General features: G+C 68.9%; 13 protein-coding genes. 4 read left to right on the top strand and 9 right to left on the bottom strand.

Annotation, left to right across the window (positions count from 1 at the left end; all coding sequences use genetic code 11):
* The first annotated feature begins 33 nt into the window (after positions 1–33).
* The 3 genes from FOB47_RS22215 (at position 34) to ubiA (ending at position 3154) form a co-directional block, all read left to right on the top strand.
* Positions 34–1479 (top strand): catalase, encoded by a 1446-nt coding sequence (locus tag FOB47_RS22215; RefSeq protein WP_174782146.1) that lies wholly within the window; start codon positions 34–36, stop codon positions 1477–1479.
* Between the two features lie 158 nt (positions 1480–1637).
* Positions 1638–2123 (top strand): Dps family protein, encoded by a 486-nt coding sequence (locus FOB47_RS22210; protein WP_006577618.1) that lies wholly within the window; start codon positions 1638–1640, stop codon positions 2121–2123.
* A 173-nt stretch (positions 2124–2296) separates the two neighbouring features.
* The gene (gene ubiA, locus FOB47_RS22205) at positions 2297–3154 is read left to right on the top strand and encodes a 4-hydroxybenzoate octaprenyltransferase (protein WP_174782145.1); all 858 of its coding nucleotides are present in this window, start codon (positions 2297–2299) and stop codon (positions 3152–3154) included.
* A 111-nt stretch (positions 3155–3265) separates the two neighbouring features.
* Here ubiA and proC read toward each other — a convergent pair whose 3' ends face one another.
* Positions 3266–4105 (bottom strand): pyrroline-5-carboxylate reductase, encoded by an 840-nt coding sequence (gene proC / locus FOB47_RS22200; RefSeq protein WP_174782144.1) that lies wholly within the window; start codon positions 4103–4105, stop codon positions 3266–3268.
* A 77-nt stretch (positions 4106–4182) separates the two neighbouring features.
* The gene (locus tag FOB47_RS22195; protein WP_174782143.1) at positions 4183–4881 is read right to left on the bottom strand and encodes a YggS family pyridoxal phosphate-dependent enzyme; all 699 of its coding nucleotides are present in this window, start codon (positions 4879–4881) and stop codon (positions 4183–4185) included.
* Positions 4882–4971: 90 nt separating this feature from the next.
* On the opposite strand from FOB47_RS22195, the gene FOB47_RS22190 reads away from it, so the two are divergent.
* Complete coding sequence (locus FOB47_RS22190; protein ID WP_174782142.1) at positions 4972–5466, top strand: glutathione peroxidase; 495 nt, start codon at positions 4972–4974, stop codon at positions 5464–5466.
* 80 nt (positions 5467–5546) lie between these two features.
* On the opposite strand, the gene FOB47_RS22185 is transcribed toward FOB47_RS22190, so the two are convergent.
* The 7 genes from FOB47_RS22185 to FOB47_RS22155 all read right to left on the bottom strand — a co-directional run bounded on the left by FOB47_RS22185 (position 5547) and on the right by FOB47_RS22155 (position 13485).
* A complete protein-coding gene (locus FOB47_RS22185; protein ID WP_006578594.1) occupies positions 5547–7103 on the bottom strand; it encodes a glycine betaine uptake BCCT transporter in 1557 nt (518 codons plus the stop codon).
* A gap of 85 nt (positions 7104–7188) precedes the next feature.
* A complete protein-coding gene (locus FOB47_RS22180; protein WP_053822478.1) occupies positions 7189–7911 on the bottom strand; it encodes an LrgB family protein in 723 nt (240 codons plus the stop codon).
* Entirely contained in the window at positions 7908–8315 is a 408-nt protein-coding gene (locus FOB47_RS22175; RefSeq protein WP_053822477.1) for a CidA/LrgA family protein, read from the bottom strand. Before FOB47_RS22175 ends, FOB47_RS22180 begins: the two co-directional genes overlap by 4 nt.
* Positions 8316–8382: 67 nt before the next feature.
* Entirely contained in the window at positions 8383–9627 is a 1245-nt protein-coding gene (gene glcF, locus FOB47_RS22170; protein WP_174782141.1) for a glycolate oxidase subunit GlcF, read from the bottom strand.
* A gap of 144 nt (positions 9628–9771) precedes the next feature.
* Positions 9772–10878, bottom strand: a complete 1107-nt coding sequence (glcE, locus tag FOB47_RS22165; RefSeq protein WP_174782140.1) for a glycolate oxidase subunit GlcE — start codon at positions 10876–10878, stop codon at positions 9772–9774.
* Between the two features lie 121 nt (positions 10879–10999).
* Positions 11000–11944 (bottom strand): ion transporter, encoded by a 945-nt coding sequence (locus FOB47_RS22160; protein ID WP_170265881.1) that lies wholly within the window; start codon positions 11942–11944, stop codon positions 11000–11002.
* A 17-nt stretch (positions 11945–11961) separates the two neighbouring features.
* Complete coding sequence (locus tag FOB47_RS22155; protein WP_174782139.1) at positions 11962–13485, bottom strand: FAD-linked oxidase C-terminal domain-containing protein; 1524 nt, start codon at positions 13483–13485, stop codon at positions 11962–11964.
* Positions 13486–13678: the final 193 nt, after the last annotated feature.

Genomic DNA, 13678 nt, shown 5'->3' with positions numbered 1-13678 from the left:
GTATTCCCCGTATCCCCACCAGCAGAGGTCACGATGAGCAAGGACAAGGACATCCTCACCACCGCCGCCGGCGCGCCGGTCGCCGACAACCAGAATTCGCTGACCGCCGGCGTGCGCGGTCCGATGCTGCTGCAGGACGTCTGGTTCCTGGAGAAGCTCGCGCATTTCGACCGCGAGGTCATTCCCGAGCGCCGCGTGCACGCCAAGGGCTCGGGCGCCCACGGCACCTTCACGGTGACGCACGACATCACGCAGTACACCAAGGCCTCGATCTTCGCCGAAGTCGGCAAGCAGACCCCGCTGTTCCTGCGCTTCTCGACCGTGGCCGGCGAGCGCGGCGCCGCCGATGCCGAGCGCGACGTGCGCGGCTTCTCGGTCAAGTTCTATACCGACGAGGGCAACTGGGACGTGGTGGGCAACAACACGCCGGTGTTCTTCGTCCGCGATCCGCTGAAGTTCCCCGATTTCATCCACACGCAGAAGCGCAATCCGCGCACCAATCTGCGCGACCCGATCGCGGTCTGGGACTTCTGGTCGCGCCATCCCGAATCGCTGCACCAGGTCACGATCCTGATGAGCGATCGCGGCCTGCCGCAGAACTACCGGCAGATGCACGGCTTCGGCTCGCACACCTACTCGTTCATCAACGCCGCCGGCGAGCGCTTCTGGGTCAAGTTCCACTTCAAGTCGCAGCAGGGCATCGCCAACTGGACCAACGAGGAAGCGGCGAAGGTCGTGGCCGGCGACCGCGAGAGCGCGCAGCGCGACTACGAGAACATCGAGCAGGGCAATTTCCCGCGCTGGAAGCTGCAGGTACAGATCATGCCGGAGGCCGACGCGGCGACCTATCGGATCAATCCGTTCGACCTGACCAAGGTCTGGCCGCATGCCGACTACCCGCTGATCGACGTCGGCGTGCTGGAGCTGAACCGCAATCCGGACAACTACTTCGCCGAGGTCGAGCAGGTTGCGATGAACCCGTCCAACATCGTGCCGGGCATCGGCTTCTCGCCGGACCGGATGCTGCAGGGGCGGCTGTTCTCGTACGGCGACACGCAGCGCTACCGGCTCGGCGTCAATCACCACCAGATTCCGGTCAACGCGCCGAAATGCCCGTTCCACAACAGCTTCCACCGGGACGGGGCGATGCGCGTCGACGGCAACCAGGGCAGCAAGCTGAACTACGAGCCGAACCGGCAGGGCGCCTTCGCGGCCGGCGAGCGCGCGGTCGAGCCGCCGCTGGCGGTCGGCGCGGTGGCGGACCGCTTCGACCACCGGGCGGACGACGACGATTACTACAGCCAGCCGCGCGCGCTGTTCCAGCTGTTCGACGAAGGCCAGCGCCAACGGCTGTTCGGCAATATCGCGGCGGCGATGCAGGGCGTGCCGGCCGACATCGTCCAGGTCCAGCTGGCGCACTTCCGCAAGATCGACCCGGCCTATGCGCAGGGGGTGGAGCAGGCGCTGAACGTACGTTGACGATCGTCGCGGGGCGTCCAGCCGGCGCGTGCGGGTTTGTCCGCATTCGCCGCGGGATGCCATAATGCGATGCCGGGCCGCAGGCGGAGATCCCGCACGCGGCCCGTCGCATTTTTCCGCAGTTAGTCGTGGCCACATCAGAACGGAGCGTATCGATCATGGCGAAGAAGAACGAGATGAGCGTGAACATCGGGATTTCGGACAAGGACCGCAAGAAGATCGCCGAGGGCCTGTCCAAGCTGCTGGCGGACACCTACACGCTTTATCTGAAGACGCACAACTTCCACTGGAACGTCACCGGCCCGATGTTCAACACGCTGCATCTGATGTTCGAGACGCAGTACAACGAACTGGCGCTGGCGGTCGACTCGATCGCCGAACGGATCCGCGCGCTGGGCTATCCGGCACCGGGCACCTACAAGGAATACGCGCGGCTGTCGTCGATCCAGGAGGAAGAGGGCGTGCCCGAGGCCACCGAGATGATCCGCAAGCTGGTCGAGGGCCAGGAGGCCGTGGTGCGCACCGCGCGCTCGATCTTCCCGCTGGTCGAGGCCGCCGCCGACGAGCCGTCGGCCGACCTGCTGACCCAGCGCATGCAGACCCACGAAAAGACCGCGTGGATGCTGCGCTCGATGCTGGCCTGACCGGGCCGGTGTCGTGACGATGCGCCGCCGATGCCGGCGGCGCATCGTTCCAGGTTGCAACAGGGGCCTCGCCAGGGGCAACCGAACCTGATGGCAACCGCTGGGCCTCGTTCCCGATCCCGCTTCCTGCCCGTCCGCCCGTGCCGCTGTCCCCCTCCCACCGCCCGACCCCGATGTTCGAACGTTTCGCCCTATACGCGCGCCTGGTGCGCATCGACAAGCCGATCGGCACGCTGCTGCTGCTGTGGCCGACCTTGTGGGCGCTGTGGATGGCGGCCGGCGGCCCGCCGCCGTGGCCGATCTTCTGGATCTTCGTGGCCGGTACCTTCCTGATGCGATCGGCCGGCTGCGCGATGAACGACTGGGCGGACCGCGACTTCGACAAGCACGTGAAGCGCACCCGCGAGCGGCCGCTGACCGCCGGGCGCATCCAGCCCTGGGAGGCGCTGGCGGTGGCGGGCACGCTGGCCGTGCTGGCCTTTCTGCTGATCCTGCCGCTCAACGCGCTGACCAAGTGGCTGTCGGTGGTCGCGGTGATCGTCGCGGCGACCTATCCGTTCTTCAAGCGCTTCTTCGCGATCCCGCAGGCCTATCTGGGCATCGCGTTCGGCTTCGGCATCCCGATGGCGTTCGCCGCGGTGCAGGAGCAGGTGCCGCCGGTGGCCTGGCTGATGCTGCTGGCCAATGTGTTCTGGTCGGTCGCCTACGACACCGCCTACGCGATGGTCGATCGCGACGACGATCTGCTGATCGGCATGAAGACCTCGGCGATTACCTTCGGCCGCTTCGACGTCGCGGCGATCATGATCTGCTATGCCGGCTTCCTCGCGCTGATGGCGCTGGCCGGCAGCATGCTCGGGCTGGGCTGGCCGTACTGGCTCGGCCTGGCGGCCGCCGCGGCAACCGCGCTGTATCACTACACGCTGATCCGCGGGCGCGACCGCATGCAGTGCTTCGCGGCATTCCGGCACAACAACTGGCTGGGCGCCTGGGTGTTTGCCGGCACCGCGTTGGCGTACGCGCTGCGGTAGAGCCTGTCGTTCCCGCGCAGGCGGGAACCCAGCGACTCCAAGGGGGCGGCTGAAAGCCGCTGGGTCCCCGCCTGCGCGGGGACCACAGCGATCCTGGCGCTGGCTCCGGACTCAACCTTCCTTGCCGAATTCCTCGCCCATCTGCGCGCCGCGCGCCGCGGCGGCATGGACCGCCTTGACGAAGGCGTCGCCGACACCCGACTGTTCCAGCACCGTCAGCGCCGCGTAGGTCGTGCCGCCCTTGGACGTCACGCGCTCGCGCAGCGTGGCCACCGGCTCGCTCGACTGCGCAGCCAGCGCGGCCGCGCCGCGGAAGGTCTCGATCGCCAGCTGGCGGCCCTGCGCCGCGGTCAGCCCCAGTTCGGTGGCCGCGCGCTCCATCGCCTCGATCACGTAGAACACATAGGCCGGGCCGCTGCCGGAGACCGCGGTGACCGCATCCATCTGCGCATCGTTGTCGAGCCAGACGCACTGGCCGACCGCCTCGGCCAGCGCGGTGGCGATCGCGCGGTCCTCGGCCGACAGGCTCGCTGGCGCGCTCAAGCCCGTCATGCCCTTGCCGGCCAGCGCCGGCGTATTCGGCATCGCGCGCACCACGCGCGCATGGCCCCCGAGCCAGCGCTGGATGTCCTGCAGGCGGATGCCGGCGGCCACGCTGATGACCAGGCTGCGGCTGCCGGCGGCGCGCAGATGCGGCAGCAGCTGCTCGGCCGCCTCGCGGAACTGCTGCGGCTTGGTCGCCATCACGATCACGTCGCTGCCGGCCAGTTCGACATCGGGCGTCTCGACGGTATGCACGCGCTGTTCGCGCGCGAGCCGCTCGCGTGCCGGCGCGTACGGGTCGGCGACGCGGATGGACGTCGGCGGCACGCCGCGGGCGATCAGGCCGCCGATCAGCGCGGTGGCAAGGTTGCCGCCGCCGACGAAGCCGAAGGTCAGGGTGGTGAGCATGGGTGGGTCTCGCTGTGAGTCTGGAACGTGGGAATCGGAAGGTGGACGGCCGGGTTCCGGCCCGATTCAGGCCGGGTTCAGGCCGGCCGCGGACGGGAGCCGAAGATCGCGGTGCCGACGCGCACGATGGTCGCGCCTTCGGCCACCGCCGCTTCGAGGTCACCGGACATGCCCATCGACAGCGTGTCGACCGCCAGCCCGTCCTCGCGCAGCGTGGCCAGCAGCGCGCGCAGCGCGGCGAACGGGCGGCGCTGGGCCGCGATGTCTTCCTCGGGCTCGGGAATCGCCATCAGCCCGCGCAGATGCAGATTGGGCAGCGGCGCGATCGCGCGGGCAAGGGGCAGCACGTCGGCTGGCGCCACACCGCTCTTGCTGGCCTCGCCGCTGATATTGACCTGGATGCAGACCTGCAGCGGCCCCATCGAGGCCGGGCGCTGCGCCGACAGCCGCTCGGCGATGCGCGGCCGGTCGACCGAATGGACCCAGTCGAAGTGCTCGGCCACCGCACGTGTCTTGTTGCTTTGCAGCGGGCCGATGAAGTGCCAGGACAGCTGCTCGCGCAACGATGCCAGCGCGGCGATCTTGTCGAGTCCTTCCTGCACGTAGTTTTCGCCGAAGGCGCGCTGGCCCGCCTCGAAAGCCTGGCGCACGGCCCCGGGCGGAAAGGTCTTGGACACCGCCAGCAGCGATACGTCGCCGGCCGATCGGCCCGCCTCGAGTTCGGCGGCGGCAAGGCGCCGGCGCACGGCTTGCAGATTCGCGGCTATGACCGACATGATTCGGCAAACATCAAAAGAAACGGTTGGCAACTAGGGGTAGGCCATTATAGTGTTTGCTCCCGACCCAATCGCCGACAGGAACACGCCATGGACAATGTCTACCAGTTCACCGCCGAATCGCTGGCCGGCCAACCGGTATCGCTATCGCAGTTCGAGGGCAAGGTGCTGCTGATCGTCAATACCGCCAGCGAATGCGGTTTCACGCCGCAGTACGCCGGGCTGCAGCGGCTGCACGAGCGCCATGCGGGCCGCGGCTTCGCGGTGCTGGGCTTTCCCTGCAACCAGTTCGGCAAGCAGGAGCCCGGCGATGCGCAGCAGATCGGCCAGTTCTGCGAATCGCGCTTCCAGGTCAGCTTTCCGATGTTCGCCAAGATCGATGTCAACGGCGCCAACGCGCATCCGCTGTATCGCTGGCTGACCGGGCAGAAGCCGGGCCTGCTCGGCATCGAGGCGATCAAGTGGAACTTCACCAAGTTCCTGCTGCGCCGCGACGGCACGGTGTACAAGCGCTACGCGCCGACCACCAGGCCGGAGGACATCGAGGCCGACATCGAGACGCTGCTGGCCGAGCCGGCGCACTGAGCCGGCGCACTGAGCCGGCGCACTGAGCCGGCGCACCGAGCCGGCGCACCGAGCCGGCGCCGGCCGTCGCCAGCGGCCGCTCAGTCCTGCGGCGGCCCCGCCGGCGGCTGGGTTTCGCGGTCGCGCAGCAGACGCTCGAGCAGCCGGTCGCGCGCGCGGTGCCGGCGTTCCAGCCGGGTCGATTCCTCGTCGAGCGCACGGAACAGGCTGACGCACATCGCGGCCATCACCACCGCGAAGGGCAGCGCCGCCAGGATCGACATCGACTGCAATCCCTTGAGGCCGCCGGACACCAGCAGCACGCCGGCGATCAGCGCGATCAGCACGCCCCAGATCAGCTTGAGCCGCGCCGGCGGACGCGGATTGCCGTGGTCGGACATCATGCCGAGCACGAAGGTCGCCGAGTCCGCCGAGGTCACGAAGAATACGGTGACCAGCACGATCGCCAGGATCGATGTCAGCGTCGCCGCCGGGTAGGCGTCCAGCAGCGCGAACAGCGCCAGCGACGGATCTTGCTGGACCGCCTGCACCACCGGCACGTTCTGGAACATCGACGCATACAGGCCCGCGCCGCCGAACACACCGAACCACAGGAAGCTGATCAGCGTCGGCGCCAGCAGCACGCCGACGATGAACTCGCGGATCGTGCGGCCCTTCGAGATGCGCGCGATGAAGGTGCCGACGAACGGCGCCCAGGCGATCCACCAGGCCCAGTAGAACAGTGTCCAGTCGGCGACCCAGGTGCCCTGGCTGAACGGCGTCATCCGCATGCTCATGCCGATCAGGTTGTCCAGATAGGCGCCGATCGTGGTGGTCAGCGCATCCAGGATGAACGAGGTCGGCCCCAGCACGAACACCGTCAACAGCAGCAGCACGGCCAGCACCATGTTCAGATTGCTGAGCCACTGGATGCCGCGCGTCAGCCCGCTCAGCGACGACAGGATGTACAGCGCCCCGGCCACCGCGATGATGATCAGCTCGACCGCGATATCGTTGGGCACGCCGAACACCCGGTACAGGCCGGCATTGATCTGCAGCGCGCCCAGCCCCAGTGAGGTGGCGACGCCGAAGGCCGTGGCGATCAGCGCCAGCACGTCGATCCATTTGCCGAGCGGCCCGTTGGCGCGCGCGCCGATCAGCGGCTCGAAGGTGGTGCTGATCAGCATCGGCCGGTCGCGGTTGAACTGGAAGAAGGCCAGCGCCAGCGCGACGACCGAATAGGCGGCCCACGGATGCAGGCCCCAGTGGAACAGTGCGTAGCGCAGCCCGGTGCCGGCAGCCTGCGGCGTCAGCGGTTCGAGCCCCTGCGGCGGCTTGATCAGGTGCGACACCGGTTCGGCCACGCCCCAGAAGACCAGGCCGATGCCCATGCCGGCGGCGAACAGCATCGAGAACCAGCTCAGCCGGTGGAACTGCGGTTCCGCGTCTTCGCCGCCAAGCCGGATGCTGCCGAAGCGGCCGAACGCCAGGTACAGCGCGAACACCAGGAAGCCGAACATCGTCAGCAGATAGAACCAGCCGAAGCGGGCAATCACGCCCGTCAGCAGCCATTGCATCGTCGCGCCGAGCTGATCGGGCGCCAGCGCACCCCACAGCACGAACAGCGAGACGAGCGCCAGAGCCAGCTTCAGTACCATCGCGTTCTCCCGGTCGGTTGTCGTTCGGTCCTGCGTTGCCGGCGCCGAAGCGCGCTGCGGCGGGTTCAGCGCCGATCGGCGCAAATCAGCGCGGCATCCACGTCGCCAGCAAGGGCACCAGCACCGCGGTCAGCACGCCGTTCAGGCCCATGCCGAGCGCGGCGAAGGCGCCGGCCTCCTGGTTGACCTGGAAGGCGCGCGCGGTGCCGATGCCATGCGCCGCCAGGCCGGTGGCGAAGCCGCGCACGCTGTAGTCGCGCATGCCGAGCAGGTTCAGGATCTTGGTCGCGCTGATCGCGCCGATGATGCCGGTGCCCATCACCAGCACGGCGGTCAGCGACGGCAGGCCGCCGATCTTTTCCGCGACGCCCATCGCGATCGGAATGGTCACCGACTTGGGCGCCAGCGAGCGCACCACCTCGGGCGAGGCGCCCAGCAGCCAGGCGATGCCGACCGCCGACACCACCGCGACCAGCGAGCCTGCCAGCAGCCCGCAGAGCAGCGGCAGCACGTGCGCGCGCAGCTTCGGCAATTGCTGGTACAGCGGCACCGCCAGCGCCACGGTGGCCGGGCCGAGCAGGAAGTGGACGAACTGGGCGCCGTCGAAGTAGGTCTGGTACGGCGTACCGGTCACGGTCAGCACCGCGACCAGCAGCGCGACCGAGATCATCACCGGATTGGCCAGCGGCGAGAAACGCGCGCGCTCGTAGATGCGGAAGGCGAACACATAGGCCAGCAGCGTCGCGGTCAGCCCGAGCAGCGGGCTGGCGGCCAGATAGACCCAGATCTCGTTCAGGCGCGGCGTCATCGCGTCTGCCCCGTGCCGTTCGCGGCATCGTCCGCGGAAGGGCTGGAAGGGGCGGACGGCGAAGCCGGAGGCTTGCGCATCAGCGCGCGCGTGACGAGCGCCGTGGTGGCGATCGCCAGCCAGGTCGACAGCACCAGCGCGACGATGATCGGCATCCATTCGCCGCCGATGCGGCTGCCGTGCACCATGATGCCGACGCCGGCCGGCACGAACAGCAGCGACAGGTGCTTGAGCAGTTCGGCGGTGGTGCCCTGGATCACGGCCAGCAGGCGATCGTCGATCGCGAGCCAGCAGAACAGCAGGATCATGCCGATCACGGGACCGGGAACGGGCAGGCGCAGCGCGTAGCTGAACACCTCGCCCACGGATTGGAATACCAGCAGGATGGCAAGCGTCTGAAGCATGCGAGGGGCAGGTTGGTCGGCCAGGCGGAATCACCGCGATTCCACCGGCGGCAGCCCCCGCGCATCGTCAACCGAGCATGCGATCCACCAGTTCGATCCAGTGCAGCACCGGCGTCTGCGTGCCGCTTTGCAGATGGGTGATGCAGCCGATATTGGCGGACACGATGGTGTCCGGCTGCGTGGCCTGCAGTTTGGCGAGCTTGTCGTCGCGCAGGCGATAGGCCAGGTCCGGCTGCAGCACCGAGTAGGTGCCCGCCGATCCGCAGCACAGGTGGCTGTCAGCGCAGAGTTTGACCTCCACGCCGAGTGCGGTCAAGAGCGCCTCCACCTTGCCGCGGATCTGCTGGCCGTGCTGCAGCGTGCAGGGCGGGTGCCACGCGACCCGTTGCTCGGGCGGCGGCGCGGCCTCGGCCAGCCGTTTCAGCGGCTCGGCGAACGCGGGCAGCAGCTCGGACACGTCGCGCGTCAGCGCCGAGATGCGCGCCGCGCGTTCGGCGTACTCCGGGTCGTGGCGCAGCAGATGGCCGTACTCCTTGACCATCACGCCGCAGCCCGACGCGTTCATCACGATGGCCTCGGCGCCGGCCTCGACATGCGGCCACCATGCATCGATATTGCGCCGCATATTGTCGAGGCCGCCCGGATGGTCGCCATTGTGATAGCGGATTGCCCCGCAACAACCGGCCTCGGGCGCGACCACCATCTGCACGCCGAGACGATCGAACACGCGCGCGGTGGCGGCATTGATGCCGGGCGACATCGACGGCTGCACGCAGCCGGCCAGCAGCAGCATCTTGCGGGCGTGCTCGCGTTGCGGCCATGCGCCGGCCGGCGCGGCGACCGGCACCTTGTTGCGCAGCACCTCGGGCAGCAGCGGACGCACCAGCTGCCCCATGCGCATCGCCGCCCCAAATAGGCGAGGGCGCGTCAGCCCTTCGCGCAGCACCCAGCGCGCGATGCGCTGGCGCGCCGGCCGATGCAGGCCCTGCTCGGCCAGCCGCTCGTCGACGACCTGGCGGCCGATGTCGACCAGCCGGCCGTAGGTCACGCCGGACGGGCAGGTCGACTCGCAGTTGCGGCAGGTCAGGCAGCGGTCCAGATGCAGCCGCGTGCTTTCGGTGACCGGATTGCCCTCGAGCACCTGCTTCATCAGATAGATGCGCCCGCGCGGGCCATCGAGCTCGTCGCCGAGCAGCTGGTAGGTTGGGCAGGTCGCGGTACAGAAGCCGCAGTGCACGCACTTGCCGACGATGGACTTGGCTTCTTCGCCATCGGGCGTGTCGCGGAGGAAATCGGCCAGGGTCGTTTGCATGATAGGGACCAGAGGGTTTGTCGCGCCGGCTTGTCGGTTGGCTTGCTGTTCGGGTTTGTCGCGGGGACTTGCCGGGACGCTTGTCTAGCGAATGGGCGAATGGACGAATGGGCGAATGAGCGAATGAACGAAGCGAGCGCCGCTTCAGAGCTCCGGGTACAACCGCCCCGGATTGAAGATGCCGGCCGGATCGAAGGCCGCCTTCAGCCGCGCGTGGATCGCCATCAGCGGCGCGGACTGCGGCGTGAACACGCCTTCCGACTTGTCGCCGTGGCGGAACAGCGTGGCGTGCCCGCCCGCGGCCTGCGCGATGGCGCGCACCTGCGCTGCCGGTACCGGCTGCGCCGGAATCCACCAGCGCTGGCCCCCGCCCCATTCGATCAGCTGCGTGCCGCCCGCCGCCGGAGGCAGCGCCAGCGGCGCGGCCGTGGTCGGCACCGCCAGGCGCCACAGCGGCGCGCCGGCATGGGACGGCGCGAAGAACGGATGGGTCTGCTCGCGCAGCGCCTGCCACAGCGCCTGCGCCTCGCCTTGCTCCATCGCCTCGCCGCCGAGACGCTCGCGCGCGGCCCGCAATGCCGCCGCCGCACCGGACAGCCGCACGTGCAGCACGCCGTCGTGCCAGACCGAGGCCGCGATCGGCAGCGGCTGGCCGCCCCACTGGTTCAGGCGCTCGAGCGCCTCGGCCTCGCCCAGCTCGAAGCACAGCGTGGCGTCGTCGAACGGCACCGGCAGCACCTTCAGCGAAACCTCGAGAATCAGGCCGAGCGTGCCGAGCGAACCGGCGATCAACCGCGAGACATCGTAGCCCGCGACGTTCTTCATCACCTGGCCGCCGAACTGCAGCGTATCGCCGCGGCCGTCCATCATCTGCACGCCGAGCACGAAGTCGCGCAGCGCGCCAACGGACTGCCGGCGCGGACCGGACAGGCCGGCCGCGACCGCGCCGCCCAGCGTCGCCCGGCTGACGCCATCGGCGCCGGCGAAGTGGGGCGGCTCGAAGGCCAGCATCTGGCGCCGTTCGGCCAGCGTCGCCTCGATCTCGGCCAGCGGCGTGCCGCAGCGCGCGGTGATCACCAGCTCGGCGGGGTCGTAGTCGACGATGCCGGCATGGCCGCGCGTGTCCAGCACCTCGCCCTGGGGCGGCTGGCCGTAGAAGTCCTTGCTGCCGCCGCCGGTGAAGCGCAGCGGCGTACGGCTGGCGGCGGCGTGCCGGATGGCATCGCGAAAGGCGTCGAGCTTGTCTTGCATGGCGTTGGCAGGGATGGCTGGGGTTCTGGTTTTCTGTGGTTCGGGGCGTCCTGCGCGCGGCACGCGGCCGCGCCGGCGGGCGCTCTGGTTCTGTGGCTCGGTCGTTCGTCGTCGCGCAGCGTCAGGCGTTGTCGCCGACCTCGGCCTGATACGGCGGCAGCTTCTTGCCGCAGTGCTTGCAATAGGAGGCGTCGGGGTCGTGCCCTTCCGTCAGGCAATGCACGCAGGTGCGCGTGGTCAGCGGGCGCCGGATGATGCTGGCGGCCAGTTCCGCGCCGACGATGCCGGTCGGGAAGGCGATGATGCCGTAGCCCAGCAGGATCGTCAGCGAGGTGATGAATTGCCCGAACGCGGTCTTGGGCACCATGTCGCCGTAGCCCGTGGTGGTCAGCGTCACGACGGCCCAGTACATGCTGCGCGGAATGCTGACGAAGCCATTCTCGGGTCCTTCGACCACGTACATCACGGTGCCGAGGATCACGGTGATGATGAACACCGTGCCGAGAAAGACAGCGATCTTGCGCCGGCTGTTGGCCAGCGCGCGATAGAGGATCTGCGCCTCCTCGAAGTAGACGGTCAGCTTCAGGATCCGGAACACGCGCAGCAGCCGCAGCAGGCGCACGTCGATCAGGAAGGCGAGCTCCGGCATGAAGAAGGCCAGCCAGGTCGGCATGATCGAGATGAAGTCGATGATGCCGAAGAAGCTGAACACGTAGCGCAGCGGCCGCCGCACCACCAGGATGCGCATCACGTACTCGGCGGTAAACAGCAGCGTGAACATCCACTCGAGCACGGTGAAGCCCACGCCGAGCCGCGCGTGGATCGCCGGCACGCTGTCGAACATCACCACCAGCACGCTGGCGACGATCGCCAGCAGCAGCGCGACATCGAACTGCCGGCCCTCGCGCGTATCGGCCTCGAAGATGATCGTGTACCAGCGCTGGCGCCAGCCGGTCTCCGGCTTGCCCAGATACTGGCGCACGAAGGCTTCCTGGCGGCGGCGCGGATCGTCGCGCGGCGCCTGGCGCGGGCCGTCGTTGCGAGGGGCTTGGCGGTAATTGGCCATCGGCGTGCGGGCCGCGCTCAGAAGCGCGGCAGGTCCGGATGCGGCAGCAGGCCGCGGCGCACATGCATCTTGCCGTATTCGGCGCAGCGCGCCAGCGTCGGGATGGCCTTGTCCGGATTGAGCAGCCGCGCCGGGTCGAAGGCCGCCTTGACGCGCAGGAAGGCCTCGCGCTCCTCGGGCGCGAACTGCACGCACATCGAATTGAGCTTCTCGACGCCGACGCCGTGTTCGCCGGTGACGGTGCCGCCGAGCTCGACGCAGGTCTCCAGGATGTCGGCGCCGAACAGCTCGGCGCGCTGCCACTCGTCATGGTCCGCGCCATCGAACAGGATCAGCGGATGCATGTTGCCGTCGCCGGCATGGAACACGTTGATGCAGCGCAGGCCGTACTTGTGCTCCATCTGCTCGATGCGCTTGAGCAGCGTGCCGATGTGCTTGCGCGGGATGGTGCCGTCCATGCAGTAGTAGTCGGGCGAGATCCGGCCGGCGGCGGGGAAGGCGTTCTTGCGGCCGCTCCAGAAGCGCAGCCGCTCTGGCTCGCTTTGCGACACCGCGATGCGGGTCGCGCCGGAGGCGCGCAGCACCTCGCTCATCCGCTCGATTTCCTCGGCCACTTCCTCGGGCGTGCCATCGGACTCGCACAGCAGGATCGCGGCCGCGTCGAGGTCGTAGCCCGCATGGACGAATTCCTCGACCGCGGCGGTCGCCGGCTTGTCCATCATCTCGAGCCCGGCCGGGATGATGCCGGCCGCGATCACGTCGGCGACCGCATTGCCGCCTTTCTCGACGTCGTCGAAGCTGGCCATGATGACCTGCGCCAGCTGCGGGCGCGGCACCAGCTTGACGGTGACCTCGGTGGTGACCGCCAGCATGCCTTCGGAGCCGATCAGTACCGCCAGCAGGTCCAGGCCCGGCGCATCGGGCGCGGCGCTGCCAAATTCGACGACCTCGCCTTCCATCGTGATCGCGCGCACGCGCAGCACGTTGTGAACGGTCAGGCCGTATTTCAGGCAATGCACGCCGCCGGAATTTTCGGCGACATTGCCGCCGATGGTGCAGGCGATCTGCGACGAGGGATCGGGCGCGTAGTACAGGCCGTACGGCGCGGCGGCTTCGGAAATGGCCAGATTGCGCACGCCCGGCTGGACCACGGCGGTGCGCGACAGCGGATCGATCGACACGATGCGCTTGAACTTGGCCAGCGACAGCACCACGCCGCTGGCGATCGGCATCGCGCCGCCGGACAGGCTGGTGCCGGCGCCGCGCGGCACCACGGGCACGCGCAGCCGGTGGCACAGCCGCAGGATCGCGATCACCTGTTCCTCGCTATCGGGCAGCACCACCGCGAGCGGCACCTGGCGATAGGCCGCCAGGCCATCGCATTCATACGGCACGGTGTCTTCGGGGCGCGTCAGCAGCGCCGGCTCGGGAAGGATGCGCGCGAGCTCGCGCAGCAGCTCGGCGGTCTGCTCGGGCGACAGCGCGGCGGCCTGCGCGGCGGAGGAGGCCGCGGGGATGGCGGCGTCTTGCGGGGCGTTCATGGCGACTCCTGTATGGCCTCGCGGCCCTGGCGGCGCGGGCGAGGCGGGGACGGCAGACTATAGCGCAGGCGATGGCCGTGCAGCCGCCGCCGCACGTGAATTCGGCGCGCCGCGCCGATCAAATTCGTTCATGCCGGGGCGGCATCGCGGTGCTGCGCGGCGTTTCAGGCCGCGCCGGCGCCGCGCCTCACCA

Source organism: Cupriavidus gilardii (assembly GCF_013347325.1).
GTDB lineage: Bacteria > Pseudomonadota > Gammaproteobacteria > Burkholderiales > Burkholderiaceae > Cupriavidus > Cupriavidus gilardii.
This window is presented reverse-complemented; position numbering and strand designations above follow the sequence as displayed.